Origin of the sequence: Thermococcus sp. Bubb.Bath (assembly GCF_012027595.1) — an archaeon.
In the GTDB taxonomy this organism is placed as follows: domain Archaea; phylum Methanobacteriota_B; class Thermococci; order Thermococcales; family Thermococcaceae; genus Thermococcus.
This window is the reverse complement of record NZ_SNUR01000006.1, coordinates 51,891-68,560: the sequence shown is the minus strand read 5'-3', so window position 1 is coordinate 68,560 and position 16,670 is coordinate 51,891. Positions and strand designations below refer to the sequence as shown.

Below are 16,670 nucleotides of genomic sequence, written 5' to 3'. Positions count from 1 at the left end.
CCCGGAGAAAGAAGGAGGGAGGGGTTAAAAGCTTAGCCCTCAGAAGAACTTCCCGAACATGTACTGTGGAATTGGACACTGGACTATTCTCCTCGACCAGAGGCAGTCGGCGCAGCTTGGCTCGTTGCCCCAGCAGTCGATGTCGCTCGTCTTCACGAAGTCGCAGGCATCCCTAAGGGGGCAGTCCGTGCACGAGGGATACATGTAGTTCTTCATCGTGAAGCGGAACCATGTGTACTTCTCGCTCGTCCAGATGTCGGCCAAGCTTTGCTCCCTCACGTTGCCGAAGGAGTAGGCGTTGACCTTCTTCTCCCTCCCGAAGATGTACTCTTTGTAACTGTGGAGGAAGCGGTAGCAGGGGGCAACTTCCCCGTCCCATCTGACCACTGCAACGTTGTTCTCGTCGAAGTCGCACTGTCTCTCGGTTCTGAGCTCGAAGTTGGGGAGCTTTATGTAAATCCCTTCGTTGGCAATCTTGTAGAGTTCGTCGAGGATAGGGGTCATGTCGACGCTTCCGTCGTAGACTATGTCATCGACCTGTTCGGGGGTCAGGGGGAGCAGGTTTGAGACGAGCATTGCGTCGACCTTCATGTTGAGCAAAAACCTCGCCATATCTGGAAGCTGCTTGTAGTTCTCCTTTGTAACAACCACCTCAACGCCCACGCTCGGCCTGTGAGTCCCGTACTCCTCGCGGTACTTGACAAGCTTCCGTATTTTGTCTGCGGTTACGGCAGCGGCTATGTGGCCAAGTGTTATAGCATTCTGAACGGTTGGGACGGTGTCCATGGAGAAATAAATCAACTCGACCCCAAGCTTTGCAAACTCCCTCATCATTTCATCCGTAAGCAGTGTCCCGTTGGTGCTTATCCCGAGGGCAAAGCCGCGCCTCTTAACCTCCTTCACCATGTCCATGAAGCGCGGGTGAACCGTTGGCTCTCCAATGCCACCGAAGTAAACCATCCTTAGCTCAGGGAACTCCTCAGCGTCGTCGAGTATCTTGAGGAAAAGGTCCCAGTCCATGTCCCCCTCTGTGTCATCCCAGTACTGCTTGAAGCACATCTCGCAGTGAAGATTGCATCTGCTGGTGGTCTCAATGTAGAGATACTTCATATCGAGCTTCGGCTTCACTATAACTTTGCCATCCCAGAGGGTGAATGTGTACTCCTTGTTCGGGATGAACTTTATCGCCACTTCAACCGCCCCCTGCTGGTGGGAATATACTCACCGTACCGTCTTCATTCAGGGGTGTGTCAAGGCCCTGAAGATGCTCGATGTTCTTCCCGTTGACGAGGATTATGTAGCCCTGCTCAAGCTCTTTTTTGAACCCGGGGAAGGTCTTTTCAAGCTCGTCGAGGAGCTCTCTCACTGTCCTCGGGCCGCTTATCTCGAGCTTCCTCTTCCCGGTAAATTCGATGAGAGTGGCGAACAGCTTGACCAGCACGTAAATCACCTTAAACTGGGTTCTCCACATAGTGGCATAAAAGAGTTGCTGGACAAAAATGGGAAACAAAATCAGAGGAACTCGGCGATGCCGAGCTCTTCCGCCTTCTCCTTCGGAACCCTTCCGTCCTCCGTCCAGCCGCGGAGGGCGTAGTAGCGTGGAAGCATCTCCTTCAGGCGGACGGTGTATCCCTTGTTCGGTCCCTCAGGCATCGGCTCCTCAAGGAACCTCTTGGGTAGCGTGTCCTCCTTCGGGTCGAGGCCGGCCTTGAGGTTGAAGAGCCTCTCGGCGTTCCATATCCTCTCTCCAATCTTGAGGTAGTCCTCGGTGGAGAAGTCCCATCCGAGGGCAGCGTTCAGCATGTCGCGGTAGTCATCGGCGCCGAGACCAAAGGTCGTGAAGACACAGAGGCCGGCGGAGTCGATCACCGCTGTGAGGTCCTGGAAGAGGAGAAGCATCTTCACCTTGTCGTCGCTTATGTCATGCGGGTCCATCTTGTACGGGTAGCCGAGGATCTCTGGACTTATCATATAGTTCTTAATGTGGCATCCACCGCGGTTGTTGGTGGCGTAACCGAGGCCGTGTCCCTCTGCCCCACGCGGGTCGTAGGCCGGGAGTTCAAGCTTCTTGACGCTCATTGAGTACTCAGGATGACCGTACATCTCGGCGAAGCGATAGCTTCCCTCTGCCAGCTTGTCGCCGAGACCCTTCCTGTAGGCTATCTTCTCGATGTAGTAGTGGAGAACCTCTGTGTTGCCCCACCTGAAGGGCGGAGCGTCTCCAAGCTCTTCATCAGTGAGGTAGCCCTTCTCATAGAGCTCCATCGCGGCAGCGAGAGTTCCACCGGTTGATATGGTGTCGAGACCGAACTCGTCACACTGGTGGTTCGCCTCGATTATGCTCGCAAGGTCATTTATACCCAAGTCGGATCCAAATGCGTAGATGGTCTCATATTCAGGTCCCTCAGTAATACCAACTGTCGGAAGCTTGTTCACCCTTCCACAGCCTATTGGACAGGCGTAGCACGGCTGGTTCCTGATAAGGTACTTGGCTGTCATAGCTTCTCCACTGTGCTCGTAGGCGTGTTCATAAACTCCGGTTTGGAAGTTCCTTGTTGGGTAGAGACCGTTCTCGTTGATGATGTTGACCAAAACGGCGGTACCGTACTTGGGAAGGCCGCCGCCAGCTACCGGGTCGTTCCTCAGCTTGTTGATCTTCTCCCTGACAACGAGCATGAACTTCTGCTTATCCGCTATCGGAACCCTCTTGCTCCCCTCAACAGCTATGGCCTTGAGCTTCTTGCTTCCCATCACCGCACCAACACCAGCTCTAGCAGCAGCGCGGTGGCCATCGTTCATAATCGCGGAGAACTTGACGAGGTTCTCACCAGCGGGCCCAATGCTCGCTATGTGGAGCTTCTTGCTACCAATCTCCTTTTTTATGGTTTCCTCAGTCTCGCTAACGATTTTGCCCCAGAGGTGAGATGCATCACGTATTTCAACGTGGTCGTCCTTGATGTAGATGTAGACGGGCTTTTCCGCCTGTCCTTCTACAACGATGGCATCGTAACCGGCAAACTTAAGCTCGGCACCGAAGTAACCACCTGAGTTAGCCATGGTTATAAAGCCCGTCTGTGGACTCTTTGTCACGACGTTGTACCTGCCGCCCGTGGGAGCGCTTGTACCACTGAGTGGGCCGGGGGTTAGAATGAGCTTGTTCTCAGGCCCAAGCGGGTCTGCTTTCGGATCCATCTCTTTCAGGAGAAGGTATATCGCCAGGCCCCTGCTCCCAAGCCACTTTTTGGCCAGTTCTTCGCCGTACTCCTCAACCTTCACCTCCCCAGTGGAGAGGTTCACGCGCAGAAATCTTCCCCAGTTGCCGTACATAAAAACACCTCAGGACATGTAAGTACATTTGAGTATATAAAAGTTTATGAAAACACAACAAGGGACATACACCCGGAATGTTAAACAGATTTATTATCCAAAAAAATGCGGGACAAGTTTTAAACGAGGAAGGCCATAGGGTGTATGATGGTCGAGCTCTTCAACTCAAAACTCTGCGCGATATGCAAGGGGAGAAAACTGCTCTGCGGCAGGCCGACCTGCCCAATACTCGAGAGGTTCAGGGTGGCCAAAAAAGCCGAGGAAAAAGTGAACAAGAGGCACATCTTCGGCTCCTCACCACCGAGCATCTTCGTCGGGGAGTACGGTTATCCAAAGGTCAGGATAGGCCCCCTCGTGCCCCCAATCGAGGGGAAGACCGAGTACCTCGACAGCCCGCTCAAATGGGACGACAAGACGATAAAGGACATCCTCTACTACCGCTCCCTCCTCGTTATGGGTGAGACAAGGGCGGACGTCAGCGTCAGAAAGAGCGAGAGAATTCTGGGCGAAGTTCAGGAACTGGCTATGAGCATAAAGCCCGTGGACAGCGAAGTAATACTCAAGAGAAAACCCGTTATGAAAGTCGTCCCGAGTGAGTTTGCCCCTCCACTCGGCCCGAGGGCTGAACTCCTCGACTTCGAGCTGACTGAGAACCCAAAAATTCCGAGGAGGACGGACTACGTAGTTAGCGACGAGCTGAAGGCTGAAGGGGCGATAATGAGGCTTTACAACTGGGGCTTTGACGAATACTACATCATAAGGCTCCTCTCGGCTGGACTGCTCGGAATGGACAAGAAGCTCGTGCCGACGAGGTGGAGCATAACCGCCGTCCAAGACACGATTGGGAAAAACTTACGGAGGGAAATACTGGATTACCCTGAGATAAACTCCTACGAGGTCTACTTCTACCGCTTCATGGGGAACCGCTACGCCGTCCTGCTGATGCCGGAGAGCTACGCCTTCGAACTCCTTGAAGTCTGGCTGAAGGGCTCGCTCTTCGGTAGTGAAGAACCCCAGGTTATCCACGACCACGAGGACTTCAGGGGAATCAAAGGCTACGCCAACGAGACAACCGGTGCCTACTACGCGGCCCGCTTAAGCGTGCTGGAAAGCCTGAGGGCGAGGAGAAGGCAGGCCAGGATAATAGTATTCCGCGAGGTCACCCCAGAATACTACGCCCCCGTCGGCGTGTGGCAGATACGGGTCGGGGTTAAGAAAGCCATGAACAATCCAATAGGCCGCTTTGAAACCCTAAAAGATGCGTTGGAAGCCATCAAAAGAAGGCTGGAACACCCATTTGAGAGATACCTCCAGCGGAGCTACGTCCTTGGCGCCCTCGCGAGGCAGAAAACTTTAGACCAATGGCTGGGAAAGGTTTTAACGTGATTGCCCAACCGGATGATGAGCCTTCCATCCCACTGATTGGTGAGGAGTGCACGTCAGGCTGACGGTGAGGAAAATGGATGAGAACGTTAAAGAGCTCAAAAGGATGGCCGAGGAAGTGAAAAAGCTCAGGGAAGAGCTTGAAAGACTCAGCAAGACCCTTGAAAAGATTGAGAAAGCCCAGAAGGAGGAGGAAGAGTGAGGAAAAAACTCGCCCTCATAAGCCTCGATGGTAACGGGGTCTACAACCTCGAGCACATGCCCTTCCTGAGCGAGCTCGCCGAAAACGGGGAGTTTGCGGTTGTCGATTCAATATTCCCCACACTCACAGACTTAGTTCACACGAGCGTCATGACCGGTGTTTGGCCAAGGGATCACGGGGTAGTCGAGAACGGCTACTACGACAGGATAGCCGACAGGAAGGTGAACTTCTACGAATACGAGGTCGCCTTCAATCCCCATAAGGTCATCAAGGCTCCGACGATAGTTGATGTTCTGAGGGGGAAGGGAGTTAGAACGGCGTCAGTTTCGGGCTACACGATGCCGCCCTTCAGCGGAACCGATGTCAGAATCTTTCCTCCCTTCTTCGCAAGCAACGGGATGTACAGGAAGCACGGGCGGGACTGGAGGAAGGACGTCTGGGTTCTCAATTCGGCGCTCTACCTCTACGATGAGTGCAAACCGGACTTACTTCTCGTACATTTTGCCTCGATAGACGGAATGCAGCACGACCACGGACCTCTCAGTGAAGGCGCGATGAAGGCCGTTGAAACCGTCGATACTGCGGTAAGGACACTCTGGGAGAGGCTGAAGGACGAGTACGCCTTCATTATCTTCGCCGACCACGGGCAAGAAGAGGTGCACACCTGGGTGAACCTGAAGACCTACCTTAGGGAGAAAGGAATTGACGTTCTGAGAGTATCCTCCGGTGGAGGCGTCCATGTCTACCTTAAAGACCCCAATCAAAGCGAAGATGCATTTGAGGCACTCAGGAGGGCCCCAGGGGTTAAGGAGGTCTTTTTCCGTGAGGAGCTTCCCCACCTGAACACTCCAAACAGCGGCGAGCTCATAGTTTCGGCGAAGCCCGGCTACTGGTTCTGCTCCCATCGGATTTGTAGGGGTGTAAAGGGGACAAGCCATTGGGTAAAGGGAATGCACGGGTCGATGAACGAGCCTGTGATGAAAGTGCCCCTTATACTCTGGGGCTTTGAGGACGCTGAACTTGAGGGGCCGAGCCTGATGGATATCGCGCCTACTGTTCTGGAGTTCTTTGGAGTTGAGAAGCCGGCAAACATGGTAGGGAGGAGTTTAATAAGATAAACTTGGTGAAAACGTTAAATACACCCTCCAACAACATTCCCCTGGGTATGAGTTATGGAAGGAGTTGAGTACATCTACGATGAGCACGGTAGGATAAAGGGAGTAATAGTGCCTCCAGAACTATGGGAAAAGGTGAGGGAGAAAATCTTTGAGCCTTCAAAGTACAGAGGAATTTACAAGGGGAGAAAAGACCTCGAAAAGAGCCTCCGGGAGCTGAGGTCGGAATGGGAGAGGGATTTCTGATAGACACCAACATCCTCATATACTACCTCGCCGATGCCATTCCTACGGAGGAGATACCCAAGATAGAGAAAATCCTAAAGGAGAGCTTCAACATCTCCATAATTACCAAAATAGAGTTTCTAGGCTGGAAGGGACACACCCCGGAGGGGTTTGAAAAGTCGAAGGAGTTCATAAGCTTCGCCCATGTAATTCCTCTTACCGACGATATTGCTGAACTCGCAATCGAGCTTAGGAGAAGGAAGAGCATAAAGCTCCCAGATGCAGTAATAGCGGCCACTGCCCTGAAATACGGCTACACCCTCGTGACAAGAAACGTTAGAGACTTCGAAGGCATTGGAGGACTTAGAATTTACAACCCGTTTGAAAATGTTGATGGAAAAGGTTAGCGCTCTCTTGCTTTCTTCATGCCGATTTCAATGCCCTTGGTAATAACCTCCTGGAGGAGATTAGATATGGACAGAAAAGCTAAGGCCCTTAACGCGTTTTTAAAGCTTTTAAAGGAACGATTCGGAAGCTCGATAGATGAAGTCTTTCTATTCGGTTCCTACGCCAGGGGAGACTACGATGAAGAGAGCGACATTGATGTTCTGATAGTTGGGGAGGTTGATTTTGACGAGATAATTGAGCTGGTAACAGAAGTGCTGCTCAAATACGGGGAGTTAATAAGTCCAATACTTCTCAAGCCGGATGAGTTTAAAAAGAGAAACGACAGCTTCATAAGAACGGTAAAAACCGAGGGGATACCGATTGAGATTTAACCAGAGCTTCCTTTGATATTCAAATACGGCCCCTTCTTCATCCTCCTGAGCCGGCGGAAGTAGGCGTCCTCCTCGAGCCACTCCTCTATCAGCTCGTTGAGTTTCATAGTCAGGGAGTTAGGAGTTGTGGTGGCGTAGATGACTCCTCTGAAGCCGAGAGACTTCATCTTTTTCAGCGCTTCCTTGACCTCCTCGTTGCTCAGGTCATGCATCAGGAAGAACTTCCTCTCGTGCCAGTTCCCGCTTCCCTCGAGGGAGTCAGCCTTCTCAATGACCTCGCTAAGAACCCAGACCCCACAGTAGCTCGGTATCTCATAGACGGGAACCCCATCAAAGGCATCTCTTATCAGCTTCACTTCATCTTCGGAGAATCCTATCAGGAATATCATTTTACCACCGAGAAAACTCCGATTAAGGATTTAAAAAGCGTTTGGAAGTGAGTAAGAGGAAATTTGGAGAAAGTAGAGAAAAGACTTCCAGCCCTCAGCGTGAGGACTGGGCAATCCTCTCGATCTCTTCCTTCTTGCTGTAGGCGAAGCTCTTCGGATCCTTGTTGGCGGCGGCTATGAGCTCTTCGGCGAGGGCCTGAGCGTAGGTGGTCTTGTTCCTGTAGCACTTGGCGCTGGCTCCAAGGGCAATGTTCTTGAGGGCTATGTCGAGCCTCCTGAGCGGGGAAACGTCGACGGCCATGTGGTAGCGGATTCCACCGAAGGCGATGGTTGTAGTGTCCTCCCTCGGGGAGGAGTTCTCGATGGCCCTGACGAGAATCTGAAGCGGGTTCTGCTTTGTCCTGCGCTCTATGATAGTGAAGGCCTCCTTGACGACCTCGTAGGCCTTCATCTTCTTGCTCATGAGGGAACGGTGTTCCCTTCTCATGAAGTGGCTGCCAACCTTGGAGTGGCTGGCACCGCTGCGCATGACCTTGTTGATAAGCCTCTCTACGATGTGAACGTTGGCCTTGCCGAAGGACTTCTTGGCGTGCCTCCCGTGGCTGTGGGGGAGGATTCTGGCATCGAGGTTTATGTAGGGCTTAAGGGACGGGTCGGCGACCTCAACGTCCTCAACGCTCCACCTGCCCATGACCTTGGGCTCCTTCGGCTGATAGAAGCGCTCGGTGATTGCCTTGGCCATCTCTTTCACCTCCTCGGCTTCTCCTTTCTGCCCTTGACAAGCTCCTTGAGGGAGACCCTGTTGACCTTGACGACCTTATACCTGATTCCCGGGATATCGCCGACTGAACCGCCCTTTGGACCACCGATTCCCTCTATGATGACCTCGTCGTGCTCGTCTATGTGGTTGATGGCACCGTCCCCGGGGGTGAAAGCGGTAACGACCTTGCCGTTCTTGATGAGCTGAACCCTAACTGCCTTACGCATAGCTGAGTTCGGCTGCTTAGCCTCAACGGCTATCTTCTCAAGGACTATTCCCTTCGCCTGTGGGGCGCCTCCGAGCGGGTCGCTCTTCTCCTTGAGGCGGAGAACCCTTCTCTTGTAGGTTATGTCGCTCCAGCGGAACTTCTTCCTCTTGAGCTTGAGCTTCCTTCCGGCAAATTCTCCATACGGAGCCTTCTTTCCAGCCATGATCATCACCTCAGATTATCACAACGTCACTAATACCGTGGTGTCTCTCCATAAGGTCCTTCACGAGATTTATGTTCTGGCCGCCCCTTCCGATGGCCCTCGGCTTGTCGCGCGGGCCTATGTCAAGGAGGGCGACCTTTTTCCCATCCCTCTTTTCCGTGATGTGGATCTTTTTAACCTTAACCCCGAGGCTCTTATAAATGTTCCTCAGGAACTCCTCGGGATTCTCGGAGTGCTCGATGAGCTCTATATCCTTACCAAGCATGTCCTGAACGCGCTTAACGTTGGCTCCCTTCTTGCCAAGCGCGAGCCCCATCTCACCCTTCTTTATTACAAAGATCAGCCTGTTCTTGCTGCTGTCCACCAGACAGTCCAAGACCGTCGCTCCGGTCATGCTCTCGAAGAGGGCTATGTACTTGATCTGGTCCGTGTTGAGCTTCAGCGGCATTACTCCTTACCCCCAGCCAAGGCGAGTATGTTGCTCTCGCCAGGGTTAACTATGGCAAGGGAAGCCACGACGAAGGGCTTACCCAGGAGTGTACCCAGCTCAACGCTCGTTCCGTCGAACTCGTAAACGGGGATGTTGCTGAGCTTGGCGTAGTAGGCTATGTCCTCCTTTATCTCTGCCGGAGCGTTTTTGGCAACTATAATGAGCTTCGCGCCACCCGTCTTTGCGAGGTGGACAGTTTTCTTTGAGCCGAGCACGGCCTTTCCTGTCTCAAGGACCTTCCTAAGTTCGAAAGCTAGATCCATACTTCACACCTCCCTACTCCCTTTTCGGTCTCAGGGGAAGGCTCATCTTCAGCTGTACCATTCCGGTTCCGACCGGAACGGGCTGACCAATGAGCACGTTCTCCACGACGCCGTTGAGGGGGTCGACTTCTCCTCTCTCAGCGGCCTCAAATAGATGCTGAGTGGTTATCTCGAAAGCGGCCCTTGCGAGCACGCTCGACTTCTCACCAACGATACCGTGCCTTCCAATGGGCCTTATCACGCCGTCGAGCGTCATCATGTCGGCGACGAGCATTATGTGCCTGACGTCGACTTCGAGACCCTGCTCGCGCATCGTGTTAACGATTTCCTCAATGATGGCGTTTCTCGCTGCCTCAATTCCAAGGACTTCCGCTATCTCCCAGATGTTGTTGGTTCTTGTTCTTGTGGGGTCGATACCAGGAACCTTGAGCACCTGCTTGAAGTTTGAACCCTCGGTGTAGATGACGTACTCGTCGCCTTCCTTCCTGATGATGGTCTTTCCAACGCCCGATAGACCCTTAAGGCGGTGCTTTTTAACCTTTTCGGCGAGCTTCCGCAGGTCGGAGAGCTTACCGACCTTCTTCGGACGAGCTATCAGAGTGTAGCCGTCAGCTTCAAACTCCGCGCTCTTGAAAGAGCCGTTGAGCTTTCTAAGGATTTTCTCCATGTCCAGCCCGCTCTTCTCAAGCCTCTCGGGGTCGATATCGACAACGAACTCAAAGTTGAGTATGTCGATCGTCGTCTCGCGGGCTAGGTTCTCGATGGTGGTTCCCTCAATCCTCCTGGCCACCTCAAGGGCCTTCTCCTGATCATAGCGGTGCTCCTCGTCGAGGTAGACAGTCATGATTGGAGTCGATGGGTTCTTCCTGGCGTCAACAATCTCAATGATTCTCGGCAGACCGAGGGTGACATTGATTTCGGCAACACCAGCGTAGTGGAAGGTGTTGAGGGTCATCTGAGTTGATGGCTCACCTATCGACTGAGCGGCGACGGTTCCGATGGACTCCCCCGGCTCGATGAGCGCGTTCTCGTACTCCTTAATTGCCTCGTCAATTATCGCCTGCACCTCGGCCTTCTTGAGCTTGTACTTCTTGTTGTACTCCAGGATTTTGTTGTACAGCTCTTCCTTGATGTTTTCGGGGAGCTCTGACTTGTCAATCATTCCCTTTATCGTCTTTGCGGCAACCATCTTCCTCACCTCACGCCTTCCCGCTCCTCTTCTTTGCGAGTGTTCTCACGATAATTCTGTCCACGTCTAGGGTCTTTCCACCCCAGCTACGCATTGGATCAACGCCGTCCTCTCCGTACTTGAACTGGACTATGATTCCCGTCGGATCCCTGACCGTTCCATCGTAGTCAACCTTGAGGTCCTGAAGGGCGTTGATCAGCCTTCTCTGCATGTAACCGCTCTGGGCAGTCCTAACCGCAGTATCGACGAGACCTTCCCTTCCACCCATTGCGTGGAAGAAGTACTCCTGTGGCGTTAGACCACTCTTGTACGAGTTGGTAACGAAGCCCTTAGCCCTGGCGCCGAGGTCTCCCTGCTTGAAGTGGCTCAAAACCCTTCCGCGGTAGCCACGGTAGAGACGCTTACCACGGATGGACTGCTGGCCGAGCATAGCAGCCATCTGGGTGATGTTGAGTATCTTACCCCTAGCTCCAGTCTTGGCCATGATGACCGCGTGGTTGCCCATACCGAGGTAGCGCTCGGCGACCTTACCCGCGTTGTCACGCGCCTCAGCCAAGACTGCCATGATCTTGCTCTCAAGGGTATCCTCAAGGGTTTTACCAGGCAGGGGCTCAAGCTCCCCCCTCTTGTAGGCCTCTATGAGGCTGTTAACCCTCTCCTCCGCCTCGCGGATGATCTCGTGTATCCTGTCGAGGGCCTCTCTTGGAAGATCTTCGTCGTCAATAGCCGTTGTAAAGCCCTTGTGAGTGATGACCCAGATGGTGAGCTTCGTGACCTGGTCAAGGAACTGTCTAGCCCTGTCGGCGCCGTACTCCCTCACTATAAGGTCGAGGAGCTTTCCGTCCTCCCTTCCGTAGGCCTTCTTGTCAATAGCACCACTGAGAAGCTTCCCGTTCTGGATGTAGACGAAGCCATCGTAGGCGATCGCCCTAACTTCCTCCGGATCCGGAACGAGCTTCTCTTCTATGAGTTTCTCTATTGCCGCACAGCGCTCCGGCTCGTCGCAGAGCTTGTTCCTGTACCATATAGTTAAGTCATCAGGAAGCAGGAGTGAGAATATCCTCTTCCCGCTCCAGAGGGGCTGACCGTTCTCGAACTTATCTGGCTCCGGGAGCTCATCAATCTCAACGCCGGCGAAGGTGAGCATCTGCTCGACCTCTATTCTGGTGAAGTACGCTCCCTCGCGCGTGAGGAGGTATCCACCTGAGATGTGGTCCTGGATTCCGGCGATGAGCGGGCCTCCGTACCTTGGGGATATGATATGGTTCTGGACTTCCATGAGTATCTTTGCTTCGGCCTGAGCCTCCTCCGTCTGCGGGACGTGGAGGTTCATCTCGTCACCATCGAAGTCGGCGTTATATGGCGGGCAGACCGGCAGGTTGAGGCGGAAGGTCCTGTAGGGCATAACGCGAACGCGGTGGGCCATAATGGACATCCTGTGGAGCGAAGGCTGACGGTTGAAGAGAACGATGTCGCCATCCTCAAGGTGCCTCTCAACCGTCCACCCGAGGTCGAGGAGTTCATTGACAATTTTCTCGCGGTTGGTTTCCATTATACGTATTCTTCTTCCCTCAGGGTCGATTACGTAGTTGGCACCGGGGTACTTCTCGGGTCCGTTGAGAACCCTCTGCTTCAGCTTTTCAAAGTTGAACTCGGTGACTTTCTCCGGAACGGTGAGCTCCATAGCTATGGCGAGTGGAACACCAACCTCGTTGATGCTTATCATCGGGTCGGGGCTGATGACCGTACGAGCGGAGAAGTTGACACGCTTACCGCTGAGGTTTCCTCTAAATCTGCCCTCCTTACCCTTTAGACGCTGGGCGAGGGTCTTAAGCGGCCTTCCACTCTTGTGCTTGGCAGGTGGAATACCGGAGGTCTCGTTGTTGAAGTATGTGGTAACGTGGTACTGGAGGAGGTCCCAGAGGTCCTCAATGATGAGCTGTGGCGCACCGGCCTCGATGTTGGACTTAAGGCGGTTGTTGATACGGATAATGTCGACGAGCTTATGGGTGAGGTCGTCCTCGGCACGAATGCCGCTCTCAAGTGTTATTGAGGGCCTCATTGTAACCGGCGGAACCGGGAGGACCGTCAGTATCATCCACTCCGGCCTAGCCTTCTCAGGGTCGAGGCCCAGAACCGGGAGGTCCTTGTCGGGTATCCTCTCAAAGCGCTCCCTTATCTCGCTGGGCATCATCCTGTGCTTGTACTCCTTGCCTTCTTCGTCCTTCCTGAGCTCGTAGTAGACCGTTGGTCTCTCGAATTTGATGGGGAACTGTGGGGCGCCGCAGTGGGGGCAGACCATCCTCTCCTTGGCCTTCTTGTGTATCTCCTTGATAAGCTTGTCCTTGGCCTTCTTCCTGTCGCCGATGACCTCGAATTTCTGCATGTACTCCTCTATCTCTTCGTCGGTGAGCTTTACCCTTCCACATTCCCTGCACGTGCTCTCAAGGAGCCTCTGAACCGTTTTGGCGAATCCAACGTGGACTACCGGACGGGCGAGCTCTATGTGACCAAAATGACCGGGGCACTCCCCAGCCCTGGCACCACAGGTCTCACAGCGAAGACCTGGGTCGATGACACCGAGCCTCTTGTCCATGAGGCCACCCTCTATGGGGTAGCCGTCATCATCGTAGGTGTCGGGAACGCTTATCTCGGCCGCACTCATCTTCCTTATTTCCTGCGGTGAGAGGATTCCAAACTCGATACTCCCAATGACCTTTTTCATCGACTGCATGGCTCTCACACCCTATCCCTAAGCTTGAGGGAAGGCCTAATGGCCATAGCCTTCAGCTCGTCGAGGAGGAGTTTGAACGCATAGCTCATCTCGACCTTGCTTATCCTCTCCTCCTCACCGCAGACCGGGCAGTACACCTTACCCCTGCGCTTGTCCTCTATGGCAATGTGCCCACAGCTCTCGCAGACCCAGACCTCGGTCTTATCGCTCTCCTCCAAAAGACGCTCAATGATAAGCATCGCGGCACCGTGGCCAATGAGCACATCCCTCTCCATCTCACCAAACCTGAGACCACCTTCCCTGGCCCTACCCTCTGTCGGCTGCTTGGTGAGCACCTGAACCGGACCACGGGAGCGCGCGTGCATCTTGTCCGCGACCATGTGGTGAAGTCTCTGGTAGTAGATGACGCCGACAAATATCTCCGCCTCCAAGCGCCTTCCGGTTATGCCATCGTACATGACTTCCCTTCCGTTGTGCTTGAATCCAAGCTCCTCAAGCTCCTTCCTGAGCTTCTCCTCCGGCTCACCGATGAAGGCAGTACCGTCAACCCTCCTTCCCGTTAGTGAGGCAACCTTTCCACCGATGGCCTCAATGAGTTGTCCTACGGTCATACGGCTCGGGATACCATGCGGGTTGACTATGAGATCTGGCACTATTCCACTCTCGCTCCAGGGCATGTCCTCCTGTGGGATTATCATGCCTATGACACCCTTCTGACCATGCCTTGAGGCGAACTTGTCGCCCAGCTCGGGAATGCGGAGGTCCCTGGTGGTGACCTTGACGAGCTTGGTCCCATCCCCGGTCTCAGTCAGGATAACCTTGTCGACCACACCCCTCTCGCTCGGCCTTACCGCTATGCTCGTCTCACGCCTCTCCTGGAGGGTTACCCCGCCGAGGCCGCTCTGCTCCTCAAGGAACCTGGGTGGAGAGGTCCTGCCAACGAGGACGTCCTTGCCCTCAACCTTTGACTCGGGGAATATTATACCATCCTCATCAAGGTTGCGGTAGTACCTGTCTCCCAGGTAGCCCTTTATCGTCGGGTCCGGCTTCTCAAAGCGGTCGGTCTGACCTCCGAGGTAGCGCTTCTCCTCAGCCTCGTACGTCCTGAAGAACGTGCTCCTGCCGAGCCCGCGCTCTATCGAGGCCTTGTTCATTATAACCGCATCTTCCATGTTGTAACCGCCGTAGCTCAGCACCGCGACGATGAAGTTCTGACCGGCCGGCCTCTCCTCGAAACCGACGGCCTTCATTATCCTTGAGTTAACAAGCGGAACCTGTGGATAGTGCATGAGATGGCCGCGTGTGTCAACCCTTATGCGGTAGTTGGCCGCACCAAAACCGAGGCTCTGCTTGGCCATACCTGCACCGTAGGTGTTACGCGGGGCGGCGTTGTGCTCAGGGTAGGGAACGAGTGAAGCGGGGATACCGAGGATAGCGGCGGGCATGAGTTCAAGGTGGGTGTGCTCCTCCGTGACCTCCCACGGCCAGGTGGCGACGAGGGCGTTCTCCTCTTCCTCGGCATCTAGGTATTCGATAACGCCCATCTTCACAAGGTCGCTCCAGCTTAGGGCACCGCTCTTTATGGCCTCAACGTGCTCCCTCGTGAGCTTTGGCTTTCCGTTCTCGACTATGATGAGCGGCCTCCTGACCCTACCGTCGTCGCTGTTGATGTAAACCTCCCTAACGTCCTCCTCTTCATATAGGGCCACGTTTATAACGTCGCTTATCTTTCCGCTTCTCCTGTCCTTCCGTATGGTCTCCACAAGCTTTCTGCCGTCCTCAACCGTTCCGATGAGAATGCCGTTGAGGTAGACCCTGTAAAGGCCTGGTCCGGGACGCCTCTCCTCAATAGAAACGATGCCCAGCCTGTTGAGGTATTCACGTATCTCCTCCTCGGGTATTCCAGTGGTTATCTGAGACATTAGGGCGAGATTCTTGACGAGACCACAGTTCGGGCCTTCTGGGGTTTCGGTAGGACATATCCTACCCCAGTGAGTTCCGTGTAGATCACGGGCCTCGAAATGGGGCTGTTCTCTGCTCAGCGGGGAGGTAACGCGCCTAAGGTGGGAGAGTGTAGACATGTAGTTCGTCCTGTCGAGAAGCTGGCTGACACCGGTTCTCCCACCGGGCCATGAACCCGTCGCCAGGGCGTGCTCAATCCTCTCGCTTAAGACGTCAGGCCTTACGGAGTTCCTCACGAAGCGCTGGATGTTCTCGAAGGTGTACCTCTCGCCCTTCCTCTGGTAGGTCTTGGTCATCTGATACTGCATGTCCTTGACAAGCTGGCCGAAGGCAACGCGGAAGAGGTCCTTTAGGAGGTCTCCAGCGAGCTTGAGCCTCTTGTTGGCGTAGTGGTCCTTATCGTCCTCGCCGCGGAGGCCCAGCGAAAGCTCCAGAACCTTAAGTGCCATCATGCCGAGGTAGTAAGCCTTGGCGCGCCTGTTCTCGGACTCAACGCCCATGTGGGGTAGGAGGTTGTTGTCTATGATGTGCTCGGCCCTCCTGAGCCTGTACTCCTTTGGCTGACCTGGAAGTGCGAGCTTGCCTATGTAGTCCATGGCCTCCTCCTGAGTCCTGATGTCCCCTGCATCTTCAAGATTGTCGAAGAGAACCTGCTGTATCCTTGGGTCGTCGCTTACAGCCTCCACTATCTCCTTATCGGTAATGAGACCGAGGGCACGCATAACATAGACGAACTTAACAGGTTTAGGAACGTTAGGAATGTTAACGTAGAGCAGGCCGTCTTTCTTCCTCTCAACTGTGATAAGGGCGCGGTAACCGTGCCTGTATGAGAATACCTTAGCCAATATCCTGTTCTGCCTCTCATCGCGCTCAACTAGGGCCTTGTTCGGGGCGAGGTCCTCGATAGAGACTATAACCCTCTCAGAACCGTTTATAATGAAGTATCCACCGGGATCCTTGGGGTCTTCGCCGAGCTCCTCAAGCTCCTTATCGCTGAGGCCATTAAGCCTGCAGACCTTGGACTTGAGCATTATCGGAAGCTCCCCAACCCTGACCTCAGTGGGCTCCTGTTCTATGCCGTTGATAACTGGAATGAGCTCAAGGAACAGGGGCGCTGAATAAGTCAGGTTTCTTATCCTTGCATCCATCGGATAAAGGGGCCTCCTCTGTCCCTGGGCTTCCTGAAAGATGGGTTCCCCGATGCGTATTTTACCGAACTTAACCTCGAAGTTTGGTATGTCGGGCTTCACGCCGCCGAACTCGTCTATGACCTCCTGGAGGCCGTGATCGATAAATGCATTGTAAGAGTCAAGGTGCTGCCGCACAAGACCCATTTCCTTCCAGTATGACTCCATAACGAGCCAGAGGTCGTCCGGAGTAACATCAACGACGGTAGGTCCTCTAACACTCATGTTCTCACC

Annotated in this window: 17 protein-coding genes; 6 read left to right on the top strand and 11 right to left on the bottom strand. The window is 54.0% G+C overall.

The window, feature by feature from the left end; translation table 11 throughout:
- Positions 1 to 39 precede the first annotated feature (39 nt).
- The 3 genes from E3E29_RS10710 to aor all read right to left on the bottom strand — a co-directional run bounded on the left by E3E29_RS10710 (position 40) and on the right by aor (position 3,327).
- The gene (locus E3E29_RS10710) at positions 40 to 1,110 is read right to left on the bottom strand and encodes a tungsten cofactor oxidoreductase radical SAM maturase (RefSeq protein ID WP_206205899.1); all 1,071 of its coding nucleotides are present in this window, start codon (positions 1,108 to 1,110) and stop codon (positions 40 to 42) included.
- An 82-nt stretch (positions 1,111 to 1,192) separates the two neighbouring features.
- The gene (locus E3E29_RS10705) at positions 1,193 to 1,441 is read right to left on the bottom strand and encodes a MoaD/ThiS family protein (protein ID WP_167910976.1); all 249 of its coding nucleotides are present in this window, start codon (positions 1,439 to 1,441) and stop codon (positions 1,193 to 1,195) included.
- A 71-nt stretch (positions 1,442 to 1,512) separates the two neighbouring features.
- On the bottom strand, positions 1,513 to 3,327 hold the full coding sequence (gene aor / locus E3E29_RS10700) for an aldehyde ferredoxin oxidoreductase (RefSeq protein WP_167910975.1): 1,815 nt from the start codon (positions 3,325 to 3,327) through the stop codon (positions 1,513 to 1,515).
- A gap of 147 nt (positions 3,328 to 3,474) precedes the next feature.
- Between aor and E3E29_RS10695 the strand changes: the two genes are divergently transcribed.
- From E3E29_RS10695 to E3E29_RS10675, 6 genes are all read left to right on the top strand, one after another.
- Positions 3,475 to 4,713: an Nre family DNA repair protein gene (locus E3E29_RS10695; RefSeq protein WP_167910974.1), complete on the top strand. Its 1,239-nt coding sequence runs from the start codon at positions 3,475 to 3,477 to the stop codon at positions 4,711 to 4,713.
- Positions 4,714 to 4,786: 73 nt separating this feature from the next.
- Positions 4,787 to 4,912 (top strand): hypothetical protein, encoded by a 126-nt coding sequence (locus tag E3E29_RS11990; protein WP_277346705.1) that lies wholly within the window; start codon positions 4,787 to 4,789, stop codon positions 4,910 to 4,912.
- Complete coding sequence (locus E3E29_RS10690) at positions 4,909 to 6,030, top strand: alkaline phosphatase family protein (RefSeq protein WP_167910973.1); 1,122 nt, start codon at positions 4,909 to 4,911, stop codon at positions 6,028 to 6,030. The genes E3E29_RS11990 and E3E29_RS10690 overlap by 4 nt, the downstream gene beginning before the upstream one ends.
- Positions 6,031 to 6,084: 54 nt before the next feature.
- Positions 6,085 to 6,273 carry a hypothetical protein gene (locus tag E3E29_RS10685; RefSeq protein ID WP_167910972.1) on the top strand — a complete coding sequence of 63 codons (189 nt, stop codon included), beginning with the start codon at positions 6,085 to 6,087 and terminating at the stop codon, positions 6,271 to 6,273.
- A complete protein-coding gene (locus tag E3E29_RS10680) occupies positions 6,255 to 6,659 on the top strand; it encodes a type II toxin-antitoxin system VapC family toxin (protein ID WP_240922859.1) in 405 nt (134 codons plus the stop codon). Before E3E29_RS10685 ends, E3E29_RS10680 begins: the two co-directional genes overlap by 19 nt.
- A 66-nt stretch (positions 6,660 to 6,725) precedes the next feature.
- Entirely contained in the window at positions 6,726 to 7,031 is a 306-nt protein-coding gene (locus E3E29_RS10675; protein ID WP_167910971.1) for a nucleotidyltransferase domain-containing protein, read from the top strand.
- Here E3E29_RS10675 and E3E29_RS10670 read toward each other — a convergent pair.
- The 8 genes from E3E29_RS10670 to E3E29_RS10635 all read right to left on the bottom strand — a co-directional run bounded on the left by E3E29_RS10670 (position 7,028) and on the right by E3E29_RS10635 (position 16,661).
- The gene (locus tag E3E29_RS10670; protein WP_167910970.1) at positions 7,028 to 7,420 is read right to left on the bottom strand and encodes a DUF3783 domain-containing protein; all 393 of its coding nucleotides are present in this window, start codon (positions 7,418 to 7,420) and stop codon (positions 7,028 to 7,030) included. The two genes, E3E29_RS10675 and E3E29_RS10670, sit on opposite strands and share 4 nt — an antisense overlap.
- A 94-nt stretch (positions 7,421 to 7,514) precedes the next feature.
- Positions 7,515 to 8,162: a 30S ribosomal protein S7 gene (gene rpsG, locus E3E29_RS10665; RefSeq protein WP_167910969.1), complete on the bottom strand. Its 648-nt coding sequence runs from the start codon at positions 8,160 to 8,162 to the stop codon at positions 7,515 to 7,517.
- A 5-nt stretch (positions 8,163 to 8,167) separates the two neighbouring features.
- Positions 8,168 to 8,611 (bottom strand): 30S ribosomal protein S12, encoded by a 444-nt coding sequence (locus E3E29_RS10660; protein WP_167910968.1) that lies wholly within the window; start codon positions 8,609 to 8,611, stop codon positions 8,168 to 8,170.
- Positions 8,612 to 8,621: 10 nt separating this feature from the next.
- The gene (locus tag E3E29_RS10655) at positions 8,622 to 9,059 is read right to left on the bottom strand and encodes a NusA-like transcription termination signal-binding factor (protein WP_167910967.1); all 438 of its coding nucleotides are present in this window, start codon (positions 9,057 to 9,059) and stop codon (positions 8,622 to 8,624) included.
- A complete protein-coding gene (locus tag E3E29_RS10650; protein ID WP_167910966.1) occupies positions 9,059 to 9,364 on the bottom strand; it encodes a 50S ribosomal protein L30e in 306 nt (101 codons plus the stop codon). Before E3E29_RS10650 ends, E3E29_RS10655 begins: the two co-directional genes overlap by 1 nt.
- A 13-nt stretch (positions 9,365 to 9,377) precedes the next feature.
- Positions 9,378 to 10,553, bottom strand: coding sequence for a DNA-directed RNA polymerase subunit A'' (gene rpoA2, locus E3E29_RS10645; protein WP_167910965.1), 1,176 nt, complete (start codon positions 10,551 to 10,553; stop codon positions 9,378 to 9,380).
- A 10-nt stretch (positions 10,554 to 10,563) separates the two neighbouring features.
- A complete protein-coding gene (locus E3E29_RS10640; RefSeq protein WP_167910964.1) occupies positions 10,564 to 13,287 on the bottom strand; it encodes a DNA-directed RNA polymerase subunit A' in 2,724 nt (907 codons plus the stop codon).
- A gap of 5 nt (positions 13,288 to 13,292) precedes the next feature.
- A complete protein-coding gene (locus E3E29_RS10635; protein ID WP_167910963.1) occupies positions 13,293 to 16,661 on the bottom strand; it encodes a DNA-directed RNA polymerase subunit B in 3,369 nt (1,122 codons plus the stop codon).
- Positions 16,662 to 16,670 lie beyond the last annotated feature (9 nt).